Annotated in this window: 21 protein-coding genes; 10 read left to right on the forward strand and 11 right to left on the reverse strand. The window is 64.0% G+C overall.

Annotation, left to right across the window (positions count from 1 at the left end):
* Positions 1 to 106 precede the first annotated feature (106 nt).
* From cysQ to FIV09_RS16875, 7 genes are all read left to right on the forward strand, one after another.
* A complete protein-coding gene (cysQ, locus tag FIV09_RS16840) occupies positions 107 to 841 on the forward strand; it encodes a 3'(2'),5'-bisphosphate nucleotidase CysQ (RefSeq protein WP_371417782.1) in 735 nt (244 codons plus the stop codon).
* A 7-nt stretch (positions 842 to 848) separates the two neighbouring features.
* The gene (locus tag FIV09_RS16845; protein WP_152451785.1) at positions 849 to 2,078 is read left to right on the forward strand and encodes a glycosyltransferase family 2 protein; all 1,230 of its coding nucleotides are present in this window, start codon (positions 849 to 851) and stop codon (positions 2,076 to 2,078) included.
* A gap of 96 nt (positions 2,079 to 2,174) precedes the next feature.
* Positions 2,175 to 3,065 carry a UTP--glucose-1-phosphate uridylyltransferase GalU gene (gene galU, locus FIV09_RS16850; protein ID WP_152451787.1) on the forward strand — a complete coding sequence of 297 codons (891 nt, stop codon included), beginning with the start codon at positions 2,175 to 2,177 and terminating at the stop codon, positions 3,063 to 3,065.
* Positions 3,066 to 3,261: 196 nt separating this feature from the next.
* Positions 3,262 to 4,473 (forward strand): glycosyltransferase family 1 protein, encoded by a 1,212-nt coding sequence (locus tag FIV09_RS16860; protein WP_152451789.1) that lies wholly within the window; start codon positions 3,262 to 3,264, stop codon positions 4,471 to 4,473.
* A gap of 85 nt (positions 4,474 to 4,558) precedes the next feature.
* Positions 4,559 to 5,545, forward strand: a complete 987-nt coding sequence (locus FIV09_RS16865; RefSeq protein ID WP_172975785.1) for a glycosyltransferase family 2 protein — start codon at positions 4,559 to 4,561, stop codon at positions 5,543 to 5,545.
* Positions 5,542 to 7,242 (forward strand): beta-1,6-N-acetylglucosaminyltransferase, encoded by a 1,701-nt coding sequence (locus tag FIV09_RS16870; protein ID WP_152451793.1) that lies wholly within the window; start codon positions 5,542 to 5,544, stop codon positions 7,240 to 7,242. Before FIV09_RS16865 ends, FIV09_RS16870 begins: the two co-directional genes overlap by 4 nt.
* Positions 7,243 to 7,250: 8 nt before the next feature.
* Positions 7,251 to 8,672: a sulfotransferase domain-containing protein gene (locus FIV09_RS16875; protein ID WP_152451795.1), complete on the forward strand. Its 1,422-nt coding sequence runs from the start codon at positions 7,251 to 7,253 to the stop codon at positions 8,670 to 8,672.
* Positions 8,673 to 8,753: 81 nt separating this feature from the next.
* Here the strand turns inward: FIV09_RS16875 and FIV09_RS16880 are convergent, their stop codons facing one another.
* The 6 genes from FIV09_RS16880 to FIV09_RS16905 form a co-directional block, all read right to left on the reverse strand.
* Positions 8,754 to 9,218 carry a PTS sugar transporter subunit IIA gene (locus FIV09_RS16880; RefSeq protein WP_152451796.1) on the reverse strand — a complete coding sequence of 155 codons (465 nt, stop codon included), beginning with the start codon at positions 9,216 to 9,218 and terminating at the stop codon, positions 8,754 to 8,756.
* 61 nt (positions 9,219 to 9,279) lie between these two features.
* Complete coding sequence (gene hpf, locus FIV09_RS16885; RefSeq protein WP_152451798.1) at positions 9,280 to 9,846, reverse strand: ribosome hibernation-promoting factor, HPF/YfiA family; 567 nt, start codon at positions 9,844 to 9,846, stop codon at positions 9,280 to 9,282.
* A gap of 238 nt (positions 9,847 to 10,084) precedes the next feature.
* Positions 10,085 to 10,843, reverse strand: a complete 759-nt coding sequence (gene lptB / locus FIV09_RS16890) for an LPS export ABC transporter ATP-binding protein (protein ID WP_152451800.1) — start codon at positions 10,841 to 10,843, stop codon at positions 10,085 to 10,087.
* 1 nt (position 10,844) lies between these two features.
* The gene (gene lptA, locus FIV09_RS16895; protein ID WP_254702260.1) at positions 10,845 to 11,360 is read right to left on the reverse strand and encodes a lipopolysaccharide transport periplasmic protein LptA; all 516 of its coding nucleotides are present in this window, start codon (positions 11,358 to 11,360) and stop codon (positions 10,845 to 10,847) included.
* Positions 11,361 to 11,371: 11 nt separating this feature from the next.
* A complete protein-coding gene (lptC, locus tag FIV09_RS16900) occupies positions 11,372 to 11,992 on the reverse strand; it encodes an LPS export ABC transporter periplasmic protein LptC (protein WP_152451804.1) in 621 nt (206 codons plus the stop codon).
* A gap of 6 nt (positions 11,993 to 11,998) precedes the next feature.
* Positions 11,999 to 12,613 (reverse strand): ribonuclease D, encoded by a 615-nt coding sequence (locus FIV09_RS16905; RefSeq protein ID WP_152451806.1) that lies wholly within the window; start codon positions 12,611 to 12,613, stop codon positions 11,999 to 12,001.
* An 842-nt stretch (positions 12,614 to 13,455) separates the two neighbouring features.
* On the opposite strand from FIV09_RS16905, the gene FIV09_RS16910 reads away from it, so the two are divergent.
* Positions 13,456 to 14,097, forward strand: coding sequence for a sugar transferase (locus FIV09_RS16910; protein WP_371417783.1), 642 nt, complete (start codon positions 13,456 to 13,458; stop codon positions 14,095 to 14,097).
* Between the two features lie 34 nt (positions 14,098 to 14,131).
* Here FIV09_RS16910 and FIV09_RS16915 read toward each other — a convergent pair whose 3' ends face one another.
* The 3 genes from FIV09_RS16915 to FIV09_RS16925 all read right to left on the reverse strand — a co-directional run bounded on the left by FIV09_RS16915 (position 14,132) and on the right by FIV09_RS16925 (position 16,414).
* Positions 14,132 to 14,683, reverse strand: coding sequence for an NADPH-dependent FMN reductase (locus tag FIV09_RS16915; RefSeq protein ID WP_152451810.1), 552 nt, complete (start codon positions 14,681 to 14,683; stop codon positions 14,132 to 14,134).
* Positions 14,684 to 14,781: 98 nt separating this feature from the next.
* Positions 14,782 to 15,447, reverse strand: a complete 666-nt coding sequence (locus FIV09_RS16920; RefSeq protein ID WP_152451812.1) for an OmpA family protein — start codon at positions 15,445 to 15,447, stop codon at positions 14,782 to 14,784.
* A gap of 106 nt (positions 15,448 to 15,553) precedes the next feature.
* On the reverse strand, positions 15,554 to 16,414 hold the full coding sequence (locus FIV09_RS16925; RefSeq protein WP_152451814.1) for a bifunctional helix-turn-helix domain-containing protein/methylated-DNA--[protein]-cysteine S-methyltransferase: 861 nt from the start codon (positions 16,412 to 16,414) through the stop codon (positions 15,554 to 15,556).
* Between the two features lie 99 nt (positions 16,415 to 16,513).
* On the opposite strand from FIV09_RS16925, the gene nth reads away from it, so the two are divergent.
* Positions 16,514 to 17,158: an endonuclease III gene (gene nth / locus FIV09_RS16930; protein WP_152451816.1), complete on the forward strand. Its 645-nt coding sequence runs from the start codon at positions 16,514 to 16,516 to the stop codon at positions 17,156 to 17,158.
* Positions 17,155 to 18,144 carry an adenosine kinase gene (locus tag FIV09_RS16935; RefSeq protein WP_152451818.1) on the forward strand — a complete coding sequence of 330 codons (990 nt, stop codon included), beginning with the start codon at positions 17,155 to 17,157 and terminating at the stop codon, positions 18,142 to 18,144. The genes nth and FIV09_RS16935 overlap by 4 nt, the downstream gene beginning before the upstream one ends.
* Before the next feature lie 109 nt (positions 18,145 to 18,253).
* On the opposite strand, the gene polA is transcribed toward FIV09_RS16935, so the two are convergent.
* Both polA and FIV09_RS16945 read right to left on the reverse strand, forming a co-directional pair.
* A complete protein-coding gene (gene polA / locus FIV09_RS16940; RefSeq protein ID WP_152451820.1) occupies positions 18,254 to 21,064 on the reverse strand; it encodes a DNA polymerase I in 2,811 nt (936 codons plus the stop codon).
* A 67-nt stretch (positions 21,065 to 21,131) separates the two neighbouring features.
* Positions 21,132 to 21,317: a zinc-finger domain-containing protein gene (locus tag FIV09_RS16945; RefSeq protein ID WP_152451822.1), complete on the reverse strand. Its 186-nt coding sequence runs from the start codon at positions 21,315 to 21,317 to the stop codon at positions 21,132 to 21,134.
* Positions 21,318 to 21,373: the final 56 nt, after the last annotated feature.

The following is a 21,373-nucleotide window of genomic DNA, read 5'->3' on the forward strand; positions in this document are numbered from 1 at the left end:
AAATCAATGAACGCGACGATTGTGCCGCGGGAAAGGCGAGACTTTGAATTATTCGGAATTGACGAAAATCCTTCGCAAATTGGCGCTCGAAGCGGGCGACAAGATCATGGACATCTACAATGCGGACGATTTCGACGTGAAGACGAAGTCCGACGCCTCCCCCGTGACCGAAGCCGACGAGGCCGCCGATGCCCTGATCTCTGCCGGGTTGCGCGATGCCTTCCCCGATGTCGCCCTGGTGACCGAGGAACAGGCCGACAGCCACGAGCAGGACGTCTCCACCTTCCTGATTGTCGATCCGCTGGACGGCACCAAGGAATTCATCAATCGCCGCGGCGACTTCACGGTGAATATCGCGCTCGTCGAAGACGGCCTGCCCACGCGCGGCGTGGTCTATGCGCCCGCGAAAGGCCGGATGTTCTATACCGACAGCGTCGGCACCTCGGTCGAGGAAGAGGGCCCGTTCGACCCCGACACGCCCGGCGAGACGAAGCCTCTCAAGGTGACGGACCCGGACAATGCGGCATTGATGGTCGTCGCCTCGAAATCGCACCGCGACGCGGCCACCGACGAGTATATCGGCCTTTATGACGTGAAGGACATGACCTCGGCGGGATCGTCGCTGAAGTTCTGCCTCGTCGCGACCGGGGAGGCGGATCTCTATCCGCGTCTGGGCCGCACGATGGAATGGGACACCGCCGCCGGGCATGCGGTTCTGGCGGGCGCGGGCGGGCGCGTCGTGCGTTTCGACAACCACAGCACCCTGACCTACGGCAAGCCGGGCTTCGCGAACCCGTTCTTCATCGCCTATGCCCCGGGTGTCGATCTGAAAAAGGGCTGAGCCCCGCATGACAATGCGGCCCGTCAGCATCGTCGTTGTCAGCCGGGACCGACCGGCGGCGCTGGCGCGGTGCATCACCGGGCTGGCGCAGCTCGACCACGCGCCCTTCGAGGTGGTGGTGGTCGCCTGCCACGACGGGCTCGCCGCGATAGAAGCGCATCCCAAGGCCGCCGAGATCAAGACGGTGGCCTATGACCTGCCCAACATCTCGGCGGCGCGCAATCGCGGCATCGCCGCCGCCGCGGGCGAGGTCGTGGCCTTCATCGACGATGACGCCGTACCGGAGCCGTCCTGGCTGTCGCGCCTGACAGCCCCCTTCGAGACAGACGCGGTCGCGGCCACGGGCGGTTTCGTCATCGGGCGCAACGGGTTTTCGCTGCAATGGGGGGCGGGCACCGTCGATGTGACGGGCAATCGGCACCCCCTGCATCTCGACGACGAGGCGCCCGAAATCCTCCATCCGGCGGCGGGCCGCGCGATCAAGACCGAGGGCACCAACATGGCCGTTCGGCGCGACGTGCTGGCGCGCCTTGGCGGCTTCGACCCGGCCTATCGCTTCTTTCTCGACGAGACCGATCTGAACATGCGGATCGCGGCCACCGGCGCCGGCACCGCCCTGGTGCCCCTGGCGCGGGTCCATCACGGGATCGCGCCGAGCGCGCGGCGCCATGCCGACCGCACTCCGCGCGACCTGACCGAGATCGGCGCCTCGAAGGCCGTGTTCCTGCGCCGCCATGCCCCTTCGGAGCTGCATCAGGCGGCCCTTGCGGCCTTTCACAAGGAACAGCGGACGCGCCTTCTACGGGCGATGCAACGCGGCCCGCTCGATCCGGGTGACGTGGTGCGGCTAATGCGGGGGCTGGCCCGCGGGATCAAGGCGGGGCAGGCGCGCGAGCTTTCCACGCTTGCCCCCCTGCCCCGCGCGGCTTCAGGGTTTCTGCCGTTTTCGGCCGCACCCGGCGCATCGCACCGCCTGATCCCCTGCCGCGTCTGGGCGCGGAGCGCCGCCGACAATGAGGCGCAGAGGGCCGTCAAGGCGGGAGATACGGTCACGCGGCTCTGCCTCAGCCCGACCACGCTTTACCACAGGATGCGGTTTCGCCCCGACGGGGTCTGGGTTCAGGATGGTGGCCTTTTCGGACGATCAGACCGGGACGGGCCGGTCTTCCGGTGGCGGACGTTCGCCGGTCGCGTGAACGAGGAAGCGGCGCGACTACGCCGGTTTCGCAACCTTTGACGCGGTCGGAGTAGTTTTTCAGTATTCCCATGTCATTGGCGGGTGTTAATCACCGACCCGAAAGATATGGTTCAGCGAGTGGATTAGGAGCATTTCATGTCGAACACGGTTTCAAAGGCCATCTTCCCGGTTGCGGGTCTGGGCACGCGGTTTCTGCCCGCGACAAAGTCGGTGCCGAAGGAGATCATGACCCTCGTGGACCGTCCGCTCGTGCAATACGCCATCGACGAGGCGCGCGCGGCGGGCATCAAGGAGTTCATCTTCGTGACCTCGCGCGGCAAGGGCGCGCTTGAGGATTACTTCGACATCGCCCCGCAACTCGAATCCGAGCTTGCCGCCAAGGGCAAGGACGAGCTTCTGGAGATCCTGAAATCCACCAACATGGAATCGGGTGAGGTCGCCTATACCCGTCAGCACAAGGCGCTTGGGCTCGGTCATGCGGTCTGGTGCGCCCGGCGTCTCATCGGGGATGAGCCCTTCGCGGTCATGCTGCCCGACGACGTGATCGCCGCCGAGACGCCCTGCCTTCAGCAGATGGTCGAGGCCTATGCGGAAACCGGCGGCAACATGGTCGCCGCGATGGAAGTGCCCCAGGAAAAGACCTCGGCCTACGGGATCCTCGACGCCCAGCGGGAAGGCGAGGCGCTGGTCAAGGTGCGCGGCATGGTCGAAAAGCCCAAGGCCGAGGAGGCGCCCTCGAACCTCGCGGTGATCGGCCGGTATATCCTGAGCCCCAAGATCCTCGACAACCTGAACACCATGAAGGCCGGCGCCGGGGGCGAGATCCAGCTCACCGACGCCATCGCACAGGAAATCGACGGCGAAGGCGTGCACGGGCTCTGCTTTGAGGGCGAGCGGTACGATTGCGGCTCGAAGGCGGGCTTCCTGCAGGCGACCGTGGCCTTCGGTCTGAACCGACCCGACCTGCGCGACGATCTGCGCGCCTTCCTCCATGAGACAGTCGCCGCGGACAAGGCGGCGGGCTGAGCCCATGGCGCTGCTGCCTCCCGCGCCGTGACCAATCGCGAGGTCCCGATGACCGCGGGTGCCCGCCGCGCCCGGGATGCGACCAAGCGCGTTTCGAACTCTTCCCGCGCGGCCGATGAACCCGGCCGCGCGCCCCATCGCTCCACCGGGACGCCGATGATCGAAGGTGCCCGGGCCCGGCAGCAAACCGGCCATCATGAGCGTTGAGCCCCAAGCCCGCTGCCTCGACCTGACGCGGCTGGTCAGCCGCGCGGGACGGCAGATGACTGGCGTGGACAGGGTCGAACGGGCCTACCTCGCGCACCTCATCGCGGCGCCCGCGCCGCTTTTCGGCCTGATCCGAACCGCCCTCGGCTACCTGCTGATCGACGAGGCGGGTTGCGCCGCTTTCGAGGAGCGTCTGGACAAGGGCGAGATCGGCACGCCCACCCTCTTCTCCCGGCTTGCCAGACGCGGCGATCCGGTCCGCGCGGGCGTCGAAAGCGATCTACGGCGCGATGCCATCGCCCGCGCACGACCGCGCCAATTGGGCCGGATGCTGGCCCGGCACCTGCCCCCGGGCACAAGCTATCTCAACGTGGGGCACAGCAGCCTGACGGGCGCCACGTTCCGCGGGCTCAGGGCCGTGCCGGGGCTGCGCATCGCGGTGATGATCCACGATACCATCCCGCTCGATCTGCCGCAGATGCAGCGGCCGGGCAGCGTGCCGCGCTTTCGCGCTCTCTTCGACCGGGTGATGGCCGAGGCCGATCTGATCATCGCCAATTCGCAGGCCACGGCGGACGATATCGCGCGCCACTGCCCCGATCCGCCGGAGATCCTTGTGGCGCATCTGGGCGTCGCGCCGCCGCAGCCCGGCGCGGCCCCTGACGGACCCCGGCAGGATGCGCCCTATTTCGTGGCGCTTGGCACGATCGAGCCGCGCAAGAACCATGCCTTCCTGCTCGATATCTGGGAGGATCTGGTCGCGCGCCACGGCCATGCCGCTCCGCACCTTCTGATCCTTGGCGCGCGGGGCTGGAACAATGACGAGGTTTTCGCACGGCTCGATCTGCAACCACCCCATGTGCACGAGCTTGCCGGTCTCGACGATGCCGCGGTCACGGCCCTTTTGCGGGACAGTCGCGGCCTGCTCTTCCCGAGCCTTGCCGAAGGGTTCGGCCTGCCCCCCGCCGAAGCCCTGCAATTGGGCGTACCTGTCTTGTGCAACACACTTCCGGTGCTGCGCGAAGTGTTGGGCGATCAAGCCATTTACGCCGATTTGCACGACCGCTATCCTTGGGAGGCGGCGATTATCCGTCTGGCACAGCAGACAAAGCCGCCGCGATCTGAAATGACTGACCAGTCGGCCGCATGGACCCCGCCCGACTGGCGCAGCCATTTCAAGAGGTTGTTAAACCGGGTCTGATAACCGGTGAAGGTTCGAGGCACTCTCTGTGCCGCATGGTAGGTTGTGAGCGGGAGCGGATTTGGGCGTCTGGCAATCATACAGGCTGCGATTGCAACGTCGGCGCTGGCGCATCCGCGCCTTCCGCAAGCGCCGCGATCTGCGCGCCATTGCCGATCGGACCAAGCAGATCAAGCCGTCCGATATCCTCGTGATCTCCACAGCACGGAACGAGGGCGTGCGCCTGCCATACTTCCTCAAATACTACCGCGAGATGGGCGTCGATCACTTCCTGATGGTCGACAATGACAGCACGGATGGCTCGCTCGACTATCTGTCGAAGCAACCCGATGTCTCGGTCTGGACCACGCGCGCGAGCTACAAGCGCGCGCGGTTCGGCGTCGACTGGATGAACTGGCTGCAGATGAAATACGGCCACGATCACTGGTGCCTCGTGGTCGATCCCGACGAGCTGTTTCTCTATCCGTTCTGCGACACGCGGCCGATCCGGGCGCTGACCGATTGGCTGGACGCCTCGTCGATCAAGTCCTTCGGGGCGATGCTGCTCGACATGTACCCCAAGGGGCGCATCGACGCCGAACCCTATTCCCCGGGCCGCGACCCGCTGGAGATCGCATCGTGGTTCGACGCGGGCAATTACGCCATTTCGAAGAACCCGAAATTCGGCAATCTGTGGATTCAGGGCGGGCCACGCGCGCGGGCCTTCTTCACCGATGAGCCGGAGCGGGCACCGGCCCTCAACAAGATCCCGCTGGTCAAGTGGAACCGCCGCTACGCCTATCACAGCTCGACCCATACGCTGCTGCCCCGCGGTCTGAACCTCGTCTATGACGAATGGGGGGGCGAGAAGGCATCGGGCGTGCTGCTGCACACGAAGTTTCTCGACACCTTCTCGCACAAGGCCGCGGAGGAGCTGGAGCGGCGCCAGCATTACGGCGGGTCGAAGGAATACCTGGCCTATGCCGCCGGTCTGAAGGAAAACCCGGATCTTTGGTGCAAGTGGAGCGAGAAGTACATCAACTGGCGCCAGCTTGAGATTCTGGGCCTCATGTCGAAGGGTAACTGGGCATGAGCGTCGGCATCGTCATGCTCGTGCATACGGCCCTCGGTCGGACCAAACAGGTGGCGCGGCACTGGACCAATGCGGGCTGCCCGCTGGTGATCCATGTGGACAAGAAGGTGTCCGATACCGCCTATCGCGACCTCGTCGAGGCGCTGTCGGATGAACCGCTGATCCGGTTCTCCAAGCGGCATCGCTGCGAATGGGGCGGCTGGGGGCTCGTTGCGGCCACCCAGGATGCCTGCGAGCTGATGCTGAAAACTAATCGCGACGTGCGCCATGTCTACCTTGCCTCAGGGTCCTGCCTGCCGCTGCGCCCGGTCGAGGAATTGCAGGACTACCTCGCCTCGCGGCCCAGCACCGATTTCATCGAAAGCGCGACCACCGCGGATGTGCCCTGGACCGTGGGCGGGCTGGACGAGGAACGCTTCACTATGTGGTTTCCGTTCTCCTGGCGGAACCAGCGGTATCTTTTTGACAAATTCGTCGAGTTCCAGCGCCGTGCAGGCTTCAAACGGCGCATCCCGAAGGGGATCACACCGCATATGGGCAGCCAGTGGTGGTGCCTGACGCGGCAGACCTTGTCGGCCATCCTGCAGGACCCGCGCCGCCCGAAATACGACCGCTACTTCAAGTCGGTCTGGATCCCGGATGAAAGCTACTTCCAGACCCTCGCCCGGCTCTATTCGACCAATATCGAAAGCCGGTCGCTGACGCTGTCGAAATTCGATTTCCAGGGCAAACCGCACATCTTCTACGACGATCACCTGAAGCTCCTGCGGCGCTCGGATTGCTTTGTCGCGCGCAAGATCTGGCCGCATGCGGAACGGCTCTACGACGTCTTTCTGGGCGATCATGCGCGCGAAGCCAACCGGATGGAGCCCAATCCGAGCAAGATCGACCGCATCTTCGCCAAGGCGGTCGAGCGGCGGACGCGCGGGCGGGCGGGCCTTTACATGCAGTCCCGCTGGCCGAATTACGGCTGGGAAAATGGCGTCACCGCGGGCAAGTACTCCGTCTTTCAGGGCTTCGCGGAGCTTTTCGAGGAGTTCGAGCCCTGGCTCTCGCGCGCCACGGGCGTTCAGGTGCACGGGCACCTCTTCGCGCCGGATCGGGCGCATTTCGCAGGCGGGCAGCGCATTCTGAACGGCGCATTGTCGGACGACGCGGCCTTGCGCGACTACAATCCGCGCGCCTTCCTCACGAACCTGATCTGGAACACCCGAGGGGAGCGGCAGTGCTTTCAATACGGGCCGCATGACAATCCTGAGGTCAATTGGCAATTCGCGCGCGACCCCAACGCGCAGATCTCGGTGATTTCAGGCGCCTGGGCGGTGCCCCTGTTCAAGTCCAATCGCGATTTCGCCGATCTGCGCACCGAGGCTGCCGCGCTTCAGAAGATCGAGACGAAGATGCTGGACGAGCTGCGCTCCTCCGAGGCCAAGGCGCATATCCGGATCTGGTCGATGGCCGAATTCATCGAAGCCCCGATGGAGCCCTTGCAGCTCCTGATCGACGAGATCGGCCAGAAGCCCAGCCGCCGCCTGGCCGAGGCTCCGAAGCTCGAAGACCTTTCGGGGTTCGGACAATTCCTGCAAAACCTGAAAAATCAGGGTATGCATCCGTATCTCATGGGAGATTTCCCCGTCGATCCTGCCCCGCGTCACGGCCAGCGGCCCGCGCGTAAACCCTACCTGGTCAAGAAATAAGGACCTTTATGCCCGGACGTTTCGACTATTTCGTCGTTTTTGCAGAGATGCGGACCGGCTCGAATTTCCTCGAAACCAACCTCAATGCGCTGCCTTCGGTCACCTGCCACGGCGAGGCGTTCAATCCTCATTTCGTCGGCTATCCGAATTCCGAAGATATCCTGGGCATCACCAAGGACGAGCGCGACCTCAAGCCCGAGCGGCTGATCCAGCAGATCAAGCATGGCCCGCATGGTCTGGGCGGTTTCCGCTTCTTTCACGACCACGATCCGCGCGTGCTGGACACGCTGCTCGACGATCCGCGCTGCGCCAAGATCGTGCTGACGCGCAACCCGGTGGACTCCTATGTCAGCTGGAAGATCGCGCAGGCCACGGGGCAGTGGAAACTGACCAATGTGCGCAAGCGGCGCGAGGTGCAGGCGACCTTCGACAGCACCGAGTTCACCCAGCATCTGACAGCACTTCAGGAGTTTCAGGTCACGATCCTCAACCGGATGCAGCGCAGCGGGCAGACCGCCTTCTACGTCGCCTACGAGGATCTGCAGGATGTCGATGTGATGAACGGTCTGGCGACCTGGCTGGGCGTGCCCGACCGTCTGGAAGGGCTCGACAAATCCCTCAAGGTGCAGAACCCGAAGGCGGTGGGCGAGAAGGTCGCGAATGTCGAGGAAATGAGCCGCGCGCTTGCCCGTCTCGATACGTTCAACCTGTCACGCACGCCGAATTTCGAGCCGCGGCGCGGGCCGCTGGTGCCAAGCTATGTCGCGGGCGCCAAGACCCCGCTGCTTTACATGCCGATCCGGTCCGGTCCGGAAACGGCGGTTCTGCGCTGGCTCGCAGCGCTCGACCAGGTGGACGAGGATGCGCTGACGACCGGGTTCAGCCAGAACACCTTGCGGCAATGGAAGCGCGAACGTCCGGGCCATCGCAGCTTCACGGTGCTGCGCCACCCCGTCGCGCGCGCCCATGATGCCTTTTGCGCGAAGATCGTCTCGACCGGGCCGGGCAGCTTCGGGAAAATCCGCAACCACCTCGTCAAAGCCTATGACCTGCCGCTGAATTCGCCCGGTGCGGCCTATTCGCCCGACGATCATCGCCGCGCCTTCACCGGATTCCTGCGCTTTTGCCGCGCCAACCTTGCGGGACAGACGCCGATCCGCACCGATGGGCACTGGGCCAGCCAGTCGCAGACACTGCTGGGCATGGCCGAATTCACCTTCCCCGACATGGTGATCCGTGAGGACGAGATGGCCGCCTATCTGCCGGCCCTCGCGATGCAGGTCGGTCATCCCGACCCGGGCGAGCCTGTACCCGTCCCGAACGAGGCGCCTTACGGTCTGGCGCAGATCTATGACGACGAGATCGAGACGCTGGCGCAGGAAGCCTATCCGCGCGACTACACGATGTTCGGCTTCGCGGAATGGGGCTGAGCCCTGCAGCGTCCCCCATCACGCAAAAAAACGCCCCGGCCAATGGACCGGGGCGTCTTGTTTCGCGGATCGTTTGGCCGATCAGGCGGCCTGAACCGACTGCGCCTCCGTCAGGATCGTGTAAAGCTTCGACGCGTCGGGATTGGCCCGCAGCTTGGAGCAGAAGGCCGGATCCCGCAGCGTGCGGCTGACCAGCGCCAAAGCCTTGAGATGCTCGACCCCGGCCTCCTCGGGCGCGAACAGCCCGAAGATGACATCGACCGGCTGGCGGTCGACCGAGTCGAATCCCATGGGCTTTTCCAGAAGCAGGAAGACGCCCTTCACCTCGTCGATGCCGGAGAGACGCGCATGGGGTAGGGCCACACCGTGACCGACCCCGGTACAGCCGAGGCTTTCACGCTCCATCAGCGCCTCGACCACGCGCGGCGCGTCGATGCCATAGACGCTTTCCACAACCTCGGCGAGATCGTGCATCAGGCGTTTCTTGCTGGAAACGCTCGACAGTACCTTCACCGCGTTCGGCGCAAGTAGAGAGACAAACTTCATAGGAAAATGCTTTTCTGCTCTGGCGTCAGGTCGCAAAGATCACGACTGAAGATAAGTCGCGTTACGGGTCGATCCAGCCAATGTTGCCGTCGTCCCGCCGATATACAACGTTCACGCCGTCCTTCTTTTCATTGCGGAAAACCAAGACCGGCGCGCCCGCAAGTTCCATCTGCATCACAGCCTCGCCGACGGACAAAGACGGAATCTTGGTTTCCATCTCGGCCACGATCATGGGCTGCAGGCTCTCGGGCTCCGCCGCCTCGTCGCCCTCGTTCGTACCGGCGAGGATATACGAGGACGCGCCGATGAGTTCAACAGGCGAGGTGCGTTCCTTGTGATGGTCTTTCAACCGGCGCTTGTAGCGTCGAAGCTGCTTGTCCATCTTCTCGCCGCAGCCATCGAAAGACGCATAGATCTCGGGCGCGCGGGCCTTCGCGGTTGCGGTCAGGCCGGTCGACAGATGAACCGTGGCCTCGCAGACAAATTCATGACCCGACTTGGAAAATACGATGGTCGCATCCGTCGGACGCCCGGAATACTTCTCGAGAACCGCGTTCAACTCCGTCTCGACGTGAGTCTGAAGGGCGGCACCGATGTCGATCTGTTTTCCCGTGATCTGGTAGCGCATGAATGGTGTCCTTCTTTTTATATAGGGCGATGCGGCACGGTGGCGGGATACGGAATCCAGCAGTCACACGAACCCATGGCCGAAAGATGGCGCCTGCCGTTTTGCTTGTAGTCGACCGCCCCCGAACGAAGGCATTGTCGGTTGCGGACTGCAAAATCGCGCGGCGTCATCCTCCCATTTGAGGACATGCCGCGCCCGTCTGTCAAACAAAACCGGACGGGTCGTTAAAACCGTCCGCTCAACCGATACGGAAGCTGTCGCCCAGGTAAACGCGCCGGACATTCTCGTTCCGGACCACCTCGTCGGGCGTGCCGGACATGAGCACCTGCCCGTCATGCAGGATATAGGCGCGGTCCACGATCTCGAGCGTTTCGCGCACGTTGTGATCGGTGATCAGCACCCCGATTCCGCGGGTCTTGAGATCGGCCACAAGGCCGCGGATATCGCCCACGCTGATCGGATCGACGCCCGCGAAGGGCTCGTCGAGCAGCAGATATTTCGGATCTGCGGCGAGACAGCGGGCAATTTCGACCCGGCGGCGTTCACCGCCCGACAGGGCCAGGGCGGGTGCGCGGCGCAGATGCTCGATCGAGAACTCGCCCAAGAGCTCCTCTAGCCGTTCGCGGCGGCGGGATCGGTCGCTCAGCGATATCTCGAGGATGGCTGCGATATTGTCCTCGACGGAAAGGCCACGGAAGATCGACATCTCCTGCGGCAGATAGCCGATCCCCATCCGCGCACGGCGATACATCGGCAGATAGGTGGCGTCCTGCCCGTCGATCAGGACCTGCCCGCCTTCGGGATTCACCAGCCCGGCAATGGCATAGAAACTGGTCGTCTTGCCGGAGCCGTTGGGCCCGAGAAGTGCCACGACCTCACCGCGGTTGAGCGACATCGACACATCGCGGATCACGACGCGCTTCTTGTAGCTTTTGCGCAGGTGTTTGATCGTGAGGCCGGCCGCGCCGTCCGTCACGCTGAGCGAGGGGCGGGCCATCTTATTGATCCGCTCCGGTCGCGGTTCCGTCCGCATCGTCCTGCGGCTGGAAGACCGAGCGCACGCGCCCCTCCATCTGTGCCGTGCCATCCTCGAGATTCACGACCATGCGGTCGGAAGTCAGCGCATTGCCGCCCTGCGTCAGCAGCACGTTGCCGGTCATCACGACGGTACCGCTTGTGAGGTTGTAATCGGCGCGCTCGGCCTCGGCGGCCTCTTCGCCCGAAACCAGCGTCACGCCGCCCGTGGCTTCCATCCGTTCGACCTGGCCCGCGCCTTCGATGTAGACGACGAGAACGCGCGCTGCGGCAAGGCGCATATCGCCCTGCCCCACCACGACATCGCCGGAATAGACGGCCGTGCCGGACGATTGGTCGACCGAAAGCTGGTCGGCGCTGACCTCGACCGGCAGCGAGCTGTCCTGCTGCATGGTCCCGAAGGTCACCTCCGTACCCTGCGCAAACAGGACGGAGGGCATGAAACCGGCCATCAGGGCCAGGAGAAGACGGTAAACCATGGGACACGCACTCATTGTTGTTGGCGCTCGTATACCATCCGAACGCCGTCGGTGAAAAGAAGTTGCACATCGCCATCCTCGGCATCGGGGCCGTCTGCCGCCTCGATCCGCAGTTTTCCCGCATCGAGCGTGCCCGAAGGTCCCGTGGCGGAGACCGCGCCGTCGCTTTCGATCTCGACGCGCGTCATGGAGGAGGTCAGTGCCTCGGTCCGGATGCGGTACCCGGTGGAGCTGTCGATATCGACACCGCCGGTCAGCCGCGCGGTCGCGGCGGCATTGTCCATCTCCGCGTCGGGCGCGGTGATATGCACACGGCTGCCATCCTCAAAATCGATGGTCGCATCGAAGGTTTCGGCGATCAGGCGGTCGACCATGTCCGGATCGGGCCGGGCCATCTGGGCGCGCATCGTCACTTCCGCGCCATTGTCGGTCATGCCCGAATAGGTGGCGCCGGTCGCGGTTTCCGACGTGCGGTCTTTCAGGCTTTCGACCGTCGAGACCGGCAGGTTCCGCGTGGGATCATTCGTGCGCGAAAACAGGAACAGCGTCGACAGGAGTGCAAGCGCGATCACCGGCAGGAGCACTTTCAGCCCCGCGACGATCTGCGAATAGATGCCTGCGCCCCGTGCCATGCCGGATCAGGAATGCGCGAAGATGTCGGTTTCGGGCCATCCCGCGAGATCGAGCTTGGCGCGCATCGGCAGAAACGCGAAACACGCCTCGGCCATCTCCTTGCGACCTTCGCGGTCCAGCATCTCGTCCATCTTGTCGCGCAGGCGGTGCAGGTAAAGAACGTCGGAGGCGGCATATTCCTGCTGCGCCGTGCTGAGCGTATCCGCCCCCCAATCGGAGCTTTGCTGCTGCTTGGAGATGTCGACGCCCAGCAATTCTTGCAGGAGGTTCTTCAGCCCGTGCCGATCCGTGTAGGTCCGCACGAGGCGACTGCCGATCTTGGTGCAATAGACAGGCGCGGCCAGCGCCCCCAGCGTGTTGTACATCACCGCGATGTCGAACCGGCCGAAATGGAAGAGCTTCAGAACGCCGGGATCAGTCAGCAGCTTCTCGAGATTGGGCGCCTTGGTCTGGCCCTGCGCGATCTGGACGAGATGCGCATCGCCGTCGCCCGAGGACAATTGCACGAGGCACAGACGGTCACGGTGCGGATTGAGCCCCATCGTCTCGCAATCGATGGCCACTTCCGGCCCGAGATCAAGCCCGTCGGGCAGATCGCCTTGATACAGGTGAATCGTCATGTGACCTCCAACGCGTCAGCAGCTCCATCGCGCGACATAGAGGTCCGGACTGCGCTCTGCAACGGGCTGAGGCGAGGCGGCGCCGGTAAAGGCGGCGGCGATTCGGCTCAAATATGGCGCAAATGTGGCGCGGATCGGTCGGGATTGGGCACAGCCGCCCGGCCCGCCACGCTATTTGTAACATTTCGTGATCTCGCTTCATCACGGTCGCGTGTGAAACACAGGATCTTGCGCCGCCCTTCGTCCCTCGCCCCGACCTCTTGCGCAAAACGGCGCGCATCCGGGCGCACCATGCGGCAATATTGTTGACAGGCACGCAATGCTCTGACCCGCAAGTCATGCGTTTTTAAGCGACAATCCGACGTCCGCGCGCGATTGTCGCCCGAGCAGCAACAATTTCCCGCGCAGGATGTGGAGATTGTTGGTCTCTCGTGGGCAATGGGATCGGCCTGATCACGACGCTCAATGGCCAAAACACCACCTTCGGCACAGCCAATCTGCACACGTCCAGATTGCACGCGATATCCGTCAATATTCGGCTGGGTAGAAGCGAACTCTCGATGCCGCGGCGCAGGCTTCACGAGCCGTAGCGTTACAATTGACTTAAAAATGCCTCAATAGCATATGCTGGGCGTCGAAGGGCGACCACATTTGTGCCGTGATCGTCGGTGTGCACCTGGGGGCTGGTGTTCCATAATTTGTGTAGGCGGCGGATGCCGCAGTCGGTTTGAGCGTGGTGCGACGCTCGCATGGCCGGGTGTGTGTCCGGTGCTGTGGTACTCGGGGGATAACCAGTGACCATACATATCGGTGGCAAGCTTCTAGGGTCCGGAATCGGCCCGATCAATGACGTGTCCGGCGCGCCGCTGGGCGAACAATCGGCCTACAGCCTCGTCTTCAAGCGTATTCTCGATTTCACGCTCGTCCTGTTCGCGGCTCTGCCTGCGTTGCTTCTCGTCTTTCCCATCGCTCTGATGATCAGCGCCGAAGGGGCGTCGCCCTTCTACGGGCAGAAGCGCATTGGTCGAAACGGCCGCGTCTTTCGCATGTGGAAACTGCGCTCGATGGTGCCCAATGCCGACGAGATGCTGGAGAGCCATCTGGCGAACAATCCGCAAGCGGCCACGGAGTGGCGCAATCACCAGAAGCTGCGGCACGATCCCCGGATCACGCCGCTGGGCCGCATCATCCGCAAGACCTCCATCGATGAGCTACCGCAGCTCTGGAACGTGCTGAAGGGCGACATGTCCCTCGTCGGCCCGCGCCCGATGATGGTCGAGCAGCGCGCGATCTATCCCGGTTCGGCCTATTACGCCCTGCGCCCCGGCATTACCGGCTTCTGGCAGACCTCCGAGCGGAACGAGTCGAGCTTCATCGAACGCGCGTCCTATGATGCCGATTACCTGCGCAAGCTGTCCTTCGTGACCGACATCAAGGTGATGCTGCGGACCGTGCGCGTCGTCATGGTCGGCACCGGCTGCTAAGACCCATCCAAGCGCGCCGAGGCTGCAGGCGGGATCATCTCTGCCGCGCCTCCGCTGCCGCCCGCAGATCCTCCACGAGTTCCGTCAGAAGCTTGATCGCGAATTCGTCGGTCAGACGGTCATTTTCGTCCCATTGCTTCGACGTATTGCCTACAAGCACTTCGGGTCCGGGCAGCAGATAGGGACGGAACGGCGTGAGGCAGAGCCGCGCCATGTTCTGCGTCCGCTCCCCGCCCGCGCGCCCGGCGGTGGCGGACATCAGGGCAACCGGCTTGTCCCGCCAGGGATTGCCTTCGGTCCGGCTGACCCAATCGAGCGCGTTTTTCAGAACGCCCGAAATCCCCTTGTTGTATTCCGGTGTCGAGACCACCACGGCATCCGCCTCCGCGATCTGGTCGGCCAGGGTTTGCACCTCGGGCGGGATACCGGATTGGTCTTCGAGATCGCCATCATAAACCGGAAAGACGATATCGGCGATCGTGACATCGGCGGGACCGAAGCGGCGCGCGGCCTCCGCCGCGAGCTTGCGATTGGTCGAGGCCTTCCGGAGCGAGCCGGAAATGGTGAGGAGCTTGAGGTCAGACATGGGGCACTTTCTATTCGGCAGTTTCCCCTGACCTACAACGCAAACGCGCCGCGGCAAGCCACCGCGGCGCGTTCCATGTCTTTCCGGTGTTCCGCGGATCAGGCGGTGGGCAGGATCACGATCTCGACCCGGCGGTTCTGCGCCTTGCCTTCGGGCGTGAGGTTCGACGCGACGGGCTGATCTTCGCCGCGACCGATGGACTGCACGCGGAAGCTCGGCACGCCATTGGAGATCAGGATCGACGAAACCGCCTGTGCACGGCGCTGCGACAGGTTGAGGTTGTAGCTCGCATCCCCGTCGGAATCGGTATGGCCGATGACCTGCACGTTGGTGTCGGGATATTGCTGCAGGTTGCGCGCCACGGCGATCAGGTCCCCCTGGATGCTGGGGCTGACAGCGGTCGAATCCGTTGCGAACAGGATGTCCTGCGGCAGCGTCACGATCAGACGATCGCCGGTGTTCTGGATGTCGATATTGTTGTTGCCGACCTGCTGACGCAGCGCTGCTTCCTGGCGGTCGAGCTGGTTGCCGACGACAGCGCCGCCCGCGGCACCGATGGCCGCACCGGTCAGAACCGCCTGACGCTTCTCGACAGGATCGTCGCCTGCGGTCAGGGCACCGGCAAGGGCACCCACGCCTGCGCCAACCAACGCGCCGGTCTGGGCCTGGCGGTTGGGGTTGTTCGGGTCACTCAGCGGCGCGCAGGCGGTCAATGCGACCAGGCCAGCAGCCGACAGAAGAGAAAAAGAGGTCGCTCGGATCATTATTACCTCGTCCGGTTTACGTTTTGTCTTCTCAGACATGCCGCTTCATAGCCTGCAGGACCAGTGTTATCCAAAAACATGCGCGATTTTCTCGGCAAGGCTCCGCCTATGGGGCGGGGTTCGCCTCGGCGCGCGCGGCTTCCCAGGCGAGGATCGCGCGCTTGACCGGCAACCCCCAGTGATAGCCGCCGAGGCCGCCAGATTTGCGCAGGGCCCGGTGGCACGGGATCAGCAGCGAGACCGGATTGCGCCCGACCGCAGTACCTACCGCGCGCACGGCCTTGGGATGGCCGATGGCGCCCGCGATCTCGGAATAGGTCGTCACATGGCCGGACGGAACCTGCATCAGCGCCTCCCAGACCTTGATCTGGAAGGGTGCCCCGATGAGGTGCAAAGTGACCTCGCCGTCCGACCCGAAGGCCGCATCAGCCCAGGCTTGCAGCTTTTCCGGCGCCTCCACGAAATGCGCCTTGGGCCAACGGGCGGTCATGTCCACCATCGCAGCCGTTTCGCCTGCCTCGGCAGTAAAGGCGATGCCGCAGATGCCCTTCTCCGTCCCCATGACGAGCGCGGGGCCGAAGGGGCTGTCGAACATGCCCCAGTAGATCGTCAGCCCCGCCCCGCCCTGCGCGTAATCGCCGGGGCTCATCGCCTCCCAGCGCAGGAACAGATCGTGCAGCCGCCCGGTCCCGGACAGCCCCGCCGCCTCCGCCGTCTCGAGGGTGGTGAACCGATCCCGCAGAAGCGCCTTGGCATGGCCGAGCGTGAGATATTGCTGATAGCGCTTCGGACTGACCCCGGCCCAGTCGGAGAAGAGCCGCTGGAAATGCGCCGGGCTCATGTTCATCTCGCGCGCGAGATCGTCGAGCCGCGCCTGCGGACCCAGCGCATCCACCGCTTGGATGGCGCGGCGCATCACGTCGTAATGATAGGCGCTGCGGCCCGGCGGGGGGGACAGATCGCTCATGGCGAGGCTCCTTCTGCTGTGACCTTTGTTTAGCGCCTCGCGCGGGCCCCGCGCGACCCGATTGTTGCGCATCCCGCCGCAAGCGGGCAGAAGAGCGCCATGGCCAAGCAGCTCGACTATCACACGATCCGAGAGATCTTCACCCGGTTCCGCGACGCCGAGGCCGAGCCGCTGGGCGAGCTCAACCACGTCAACGCCTACACCCTTGTCGTCGCCGTCGCGCTGTCTGCGCAGGCCACCGATGCGGGTGTGAACAAGGCCACCGCGTCGCTCTTCGAGATTGCGGATACGCCCGAGAAGATGCTGGAGCTCGGCGAGGAAAAGCTGATCGAGCATATCAAGACGATCGGGCTTTACCGCAACAAGGCCAAGAACGTCATGAAACTCAGCCGCATCCTCGTCGAGGAATATGGCGGCACGGTCCCCTGTTCGCGCGCCGCGCTCGAAAGCCTGCCGGGCGTCGGACGCAAGACCGCGAACGTGGTTCTGAACATGTGGTGGCGCTATCCGGCGCAGGCGGTCGACACGCATATCTTCCGACTCGGCAACCGCTCCGGCATCGCGCCCGGCAAGGACGTGGTCGCCGTCGAGCGCGCCATCGAAGACCACATCCCCGTCGATTTCCAACTTCACGCGCATCACTGGATGATCCTGCACGGGCGCTACGTCTGCGTGGCGCGCAAACCGAAATGCGGCATTTGCCTGATCCGCGATCTCTGCCAGTTTGAGGACAAGACCGAATGAAGAAGTACCAGGTTGTCGGCATCGGCAACGCCATCGTCGACGTTCTGACCCGTTCCGAGGATGCCTTCCTCGACAATATGGGCATCGAGAAGGGGATCATGCAGCTCGTGGAGCGGGATCGCGCGGAAATGCTCTACGGCGCGATGGAAGGCCGGGTGCAGGCGCCGGGCGGATCGGTGGCGAACACGCTGGCGGGGCTCGGCAATCTCGGGCTGCGCACCGCGTTCATCGGGCGTGTGAAGGATGACGGGCTCGGACGGTTCTACGCCGACGAGATGGAGAAGATCGGCACGGCTTTCGTGAACCCGCCCGCGCCCGACGGCGAATTGCCGACCTCCCGTTCGATGATCTTCGTCTCGCCGGATGGTGAGCGATCGATGAACACTTACCTGGGCATCTCGGCTGAACTTGGCCCCGACGACGTGGATGACAGCGTCGCGGCAGAGGCGGAGGTTGTCTTCCTCGAGGGCTACCTTTTCGACAAGGACAAGGGCAAGGACGCCTTCATCAAGACCGCACGGGCCTGCCGGGCTGCCGGTGGACGCGCGGGTATCGCAATTTCCGACCCGTTCTGCGTCGAGCGTCACCGCGCGGATTTCCTGTCGCTCATCGAGAACGAGCTCGATTTCGTCATCGGCAACGAAGCAGAGATCCGCGCGCTTTATCAGAACGATGATCTCGAAGCGGACCTGAAGGCCGTCGCCGCGATCTGCCCGCTCGTCGTCTGCACACGCTCAGGCCATGGCTGTTCGATCATGCGCGACGGCGTGCGCACAGACGTTCCGGTCGAGCATATCACCCCCGTCGATGCGACCGGCGCGGGCGATCAGTTCGCCGCGGGGTTCCTTTACGGGCTGGTGACCGGGACGGACATGGAGACGGCCGGCAAGATGGGCCATGCGAGCGCACGCGAAGTGATCGGCCATATGGGCCCGCGGCCCGAAACCTCGCTGACTGCGCTTTTCAAGGAACACGGCCTTATCTGATCGGCATGACGCGGGTTACTTGAGACAAGACGAGTGCAGGTCGCCGCGGCCCTGCCCCGCCTTTTTCATAAGCTCACAGCATCGAACCCGGCCGGGGCGCGGGTTGAGCTCAATGCGCCTCGGCCCAGTTCGCGCCCTGCCCGGCATCGACGACCAGCGGCACGTCGAGCTTCAGCACCGGATCGGGCGCGGCTTCCATCACGTCGCGGGCCGCGGCGATCAGGTCGTCGACCGCATCTTCCGCCACTTCGAAGATCAATTCGTCATGGACCTGCAGCAGCATGGTCGCGGGCAGATCTGCGATGGCATCGGGCATCCGCACCATGGCGCGGCGGATGATATCCGCGGCCGTGCCCTGAATGGGCGCGTTGATCGCCGCGCGGCGCGCAAAGCCCGCGCGGGGACCGGAGGCGGAAATCTCCGGCGTGTGGATCACCCGGCCGAACAACGTCTCGACGCGCTTATGCTCCTTGGCGAAGGCCGTGGTGTCGTTCATGTAATCCTTGATGCCCGGAAAACGCTCGAAATAGCGGTCGATGAAGCCCTGCGCCTCGGACCGCGGGATGCGCAGATTGCGCGCAAGACCGAAGCCCGAGATGCCGTAGATCACCCCGAAATTGATCGCCTTGGCCTGACGGCGCACATCGGGCGTCATCTCGTCGAGCGGCACGCCGAACATCTCGGACGCTGTCGCGGCGTGAATGTCCTGCCCGTCGCGGAAGGCCTCCTTCAGCGCGTCGATCCCGGCGATATGGGCAAGGATGCGCAGCTCGATCTGTGAGTAGTCGAGCGATACGAGCACCTTGCCCTCCTCGGCGACGAAAGCCTCGCGGATGCGGCGACCTTCCTCGGAACGCACGGGAATGTTCTGCAGGTTCGGATCGGTCGAGGCCAAGCGCCCGGTATTCGCACCCGCGATGGAGTACGAGGTGTGCACGCGTCCCGTCTCAGCGTTGATATGCTCCTGAAGCGCATCCGTATAGGTCGATTTCAGCTTCGACAACTGCCGCCAGTCGAGCACGCGCGCGGGCAGATCATGTTCGGTCGCCAAGTCTTCCAGCACATCCGCGCCGGTGGCATAGGCCCCGGTCTTGCCCTTCTTGCCGCCCTCAAGCCCCATCTTGTCGAACAGGATCTCACCGAGCTGCTTCGGGCTGCCGACGTTGAATTTCTCGCCCGCGAGCTCGTGGATTTCCTCCTCGAGCGCGGCCATCTTCTGGGCGAACGCGCCCGACATGCGCGACAGAGTGTTGCGATCTACCTTGATGCCCGCGCGCTCCATCTCGGCCAGCACCGGCACAAGCGGGCGTTCGAGGCGTTCATAAACACGCGTCACATGATGGCGGTGCAGCTGCGGCTTCAGAAGTTTCCAGAGCCGCAGCGTGATATCCGCATCCTCGGATGCGTAATGAACGGCCTTGTCGATCTCGACCCGGTCGAAGGTGATCTGGCTCTTGCCCGAGCCGATCAGCTCCTTGATTGGCATGGGTTTGTGGCCGAGATAGCGTTCGGACAGCATGTCCATGCCATGCCCGTGCAGGCCGCCATGCAGCGCGTAGGACAGAAGCATCGTGTCGTCGATGGGCGCGATATCGATGCCGTTCCGCGCGAGGATCTTGGCATCATATTTCATGTTCTGGCCGATCTTCATCACCGCCGGGTCTTCCAGAAGCGGCTTGAGCATGGCCAGCGCTTCATCGCGATCCATCTGGCCCTCGGTCAGATTGTCGGAATTGAACAGATCGCCATCGGCGGCCCCGCGATGGGCAAGCGGCAGATATGCGGCCTCACCGACATCCACGCAGAGCGACACACCGACCAGATCGGCGGTCATCTCATTGAGGCCCGTCGTCTCGGTATCGATGGCCAGATAGCCGCGCTCCTGCGCGCGGTCGATCCAGGTCTGTAGCGTCTCCGCATCGCGGATCGCGGTATATTTGGCCTCCGCGAAATCGGGCTGCTCCTCGGCCTCCGCCTCGCCTTCGGCGGCTTGCGGCGCGGTCTCGGGAATGACGGGAGCCTCCGCACCCAGCGTTTCGGCCACGCGCTTTGACAGCGACCGGAACTCCATCTCGGCCAGAAAGCCCAGGAGCGCATCCGCATCGGGATCGCGCGCTTCGAGATCTTCGAGCGTGAAGGGCAGCTCCATGTCGCAATCAAGCTGCACGAGCTTTTTCGACAGCTCGATCTGGTCGCGCTTTTCGATCAGTGTCTCGCGGCGCTTGGGCTGCTTGATCTCCTCGGCCCGGTCGAGCAATTCCTCAAGCGAGCCGAACTCGTTGATCAGAAGCGCCGCCGTCTTGATGCCGATCCCCGGCGCGCCCGGTACGTTATCAACCGAGTCGCCCGCCAGCGCCTGCACATCCACAACGCGCTCGGGCCCCACGCCGAATTTCTCCACCACGCCGTCGCTGTCGATCACGCGGTTCTTCATGGCGTCGAACATCTCGACCCCGCCGCCCACGAGCTGCATCAGGTCCTTGTCCGACGACACGATGGTCACGCGCCCGCCTGCCGCGCGCGCCTGCACGGCAAGCGTGCCGATGATGTCATCGGCCTCGAAACCCTCGATCTCCTTGCAGGCGATGTTGAAGGCCTCGGTCGCGCGGCGGGTCAGCGGGATCTGCGGGCGCAGATCCTCGGGCATCTCGTCCCGGTTGGCCTTGTACTGATCGTAAAGATCGTTGCGGAAGGTGTGGCTGCCCTTGTCGAAGATCACCGCGATATGGGTGGGCGCGTCGCGGCCGTGATCCTTGGCGATGTAGCGGCGCAGCATGTCGCAGAAGCCCTGCACCGCGCCTACCGGTAGGCCGTCCGACTTGCGCGTCAGGGGTGGCAGCGCGTGGAAGGCACGGAAGATGAAGGCCGATCCGTCGATCAGGTGCAGGTGAGAGCCCTTGCCGAAACTCATGTCGCGCATCTCCTTGGCTGGCGCGCGCCCGAAGGGGCCGCGGGGCCTGAGGCGCGTCTTGGCCCGTAACTAGGGCTCAGGTCTTGTCGGTCTCGGCAAAATCGCGATGGATGAAGCGGGCGTCGCAATAGCCGCATTCGACCCAGCCGCGATCCTCGGGGATCTGGTACCAGACCCGCGGATGGCCGAGTGCGCCTTCGCCGCCATCACAGGCAACGCGGTAGCTGTCCACGATCTTGGTTTCTGGGACGTCTTGGGGCATCGCGCGATTTCCCATCCGGTTGTCTTTGCACTAGGTGCCTTATGTCGGATGTGGTG

The organism is Roseivivax sp. THAF197b (genome assembly GCF_009363255.1).
Taxonomy (GTDB): Bacteria; Pseudomonadota; Alphaproteobacteria; order Rhodobacterales; family Rhodobacteraceae; genus Roseivivax.

What these genes read in the sequence shown, in the direction of transcription:
- cysQ (WP_371417782.1), top strand. Translation starts at nt 107, where the DNA reads ATGGACATCTACAATGCGGACGATTTCGACGTGAAGACGAAGTCCGAC.
- FIV09_RS16845 (WP_152451785.1), top strand. Translation starts at nt 849, where the DNA reads ATGACAATGCGGCCCGTCAGCATCGTCGTTGTCAGCCGGGACCGACCG.
- galU (WP_152451787.1), top strand. Translation starts at nt 2,175, where the DNA reads ATGTCGAACACGGTTTCAAAGGCCATCTTCCCGGTTGCGGGTCTGGGC.
- FIV09_RS16860 (WP_152451789.1), top strand. Translation starts at nt 3,262, where the DNA reads ATGAGCGTTGAGCCCCAAGCCCGCTGCCTCGACCTGACGCGGCTGGTC.
- FIV09_RS16870 (WP_152451793.1), top strand. Translation starts at nt 5,542, where the DNA reads ATGAGCGTCGGCATCGTCATGCTCGTGCATACGGCCCTCGGTCGGACC.
- FIV09_RS16875 (WP_152451795.1), top strand. Translation starts at nt 7,251, where the DNA reads ATGCCCGGACGTTTCGACTATTTCGTCGTTTTTGCAGAGATGCGGACC.
- FIV09_RS16880 (WP_152451796.1), bottom strand. Translation starts at nt 9,218, where the DNA reads ATGAAGTTTGTCTCTCTACTTGCGCCGAACGCGGTGAAGGTACTGTCG.
- hpf (WP_152451798.1), bottom strand. Translation starts at nt 9,846, where the DNA reads ATGCGCTACCAGATCACGGGAAAACAGATCGACATCGGTGCCGCCCTT.
- lptB (WP_152451800.1), bottom strand. Translation starts at nt 10,843, where the DNA reads ATGGCCCGCCCCTCGCTCAGCGTGACGGACGGCGCGGCCGGCCTCACG.
- lptA (WP_254702260.1), bottom strand. Translation starts at nt 11,360, where the DNA reads ATGGTTTACCGTCTTCTCCTGGCCCTGATGGCCGGTTTCATGCCCTCC.
- lptC (WP_152451804.1), bottom strand. Translation starts at nt 11,992, where the DNA reads ATGGCACGGGGCGCAGGCATCTATTCGCAGATCGTCGCGGGGCTGAAA.
- FIV09_RS16905 (WP_152451806.1), bottom strand. Translation starts at nt 12,613, where the DNA reads ATGACGATTCACCTGTATCAAGGCGATCTGCCCGACGGGCTTGATCTC.
- FIV09_RS16915 (WP_152451810.1), bottom strand. Translation starts at nt 14,683, where the DNA reads ATGTCTGACCTCAAGCTCCTCACCATTTCCGGCTCGCTCCGGAAGGCC.
- FIV09_RS16920 (WP_152451812.1), bottom strand. Translation starts at nt 15,447, where the DNA reads ATGATCCGAGCGACCTCTTTTTCTCTTCTGTCGGCTGCTGGCCTGGTC.
- FIV09_RS16925 (WP_152451814.1), bottom strand. Translation starts at nt 16,414, where the DNA reads ATGAGCGATCTGTCCCCCCCGCCGGGCCGCAGCGCCTATCATTACGAC.
- nth (WP_152451816.1), top strand. Translation starts at nt 16,514, where the DNA reads ATGGCCAAGCAGCTCGACTATCACACGATCCGAGAGATCTTCACCCGG.
- FIV09_RS16935 (WP_152451818.1), top strand. Translation starts at nt 17,155, where the DNA reads ATGAAGAAGTACCAGGTTGTCGGCATCGGCAACGCCATCGTCGACGTT.
- polA (WP_152451820.1), bottom strand. Translation starts at nt 21,064, where the DNA reads ATGCGCGACATGAGTTTCGGCAAGGGCTCTCACCTGCACCTGATCGAC.
- FIV09_RS16945 (WP_152451822.1), bottom strand. Translation starts at nt 21,317, where the DNA reads ATGCCCCAAGACGTCCCAGAAACCAAGATCGTGGACAGCTACCGCGTT.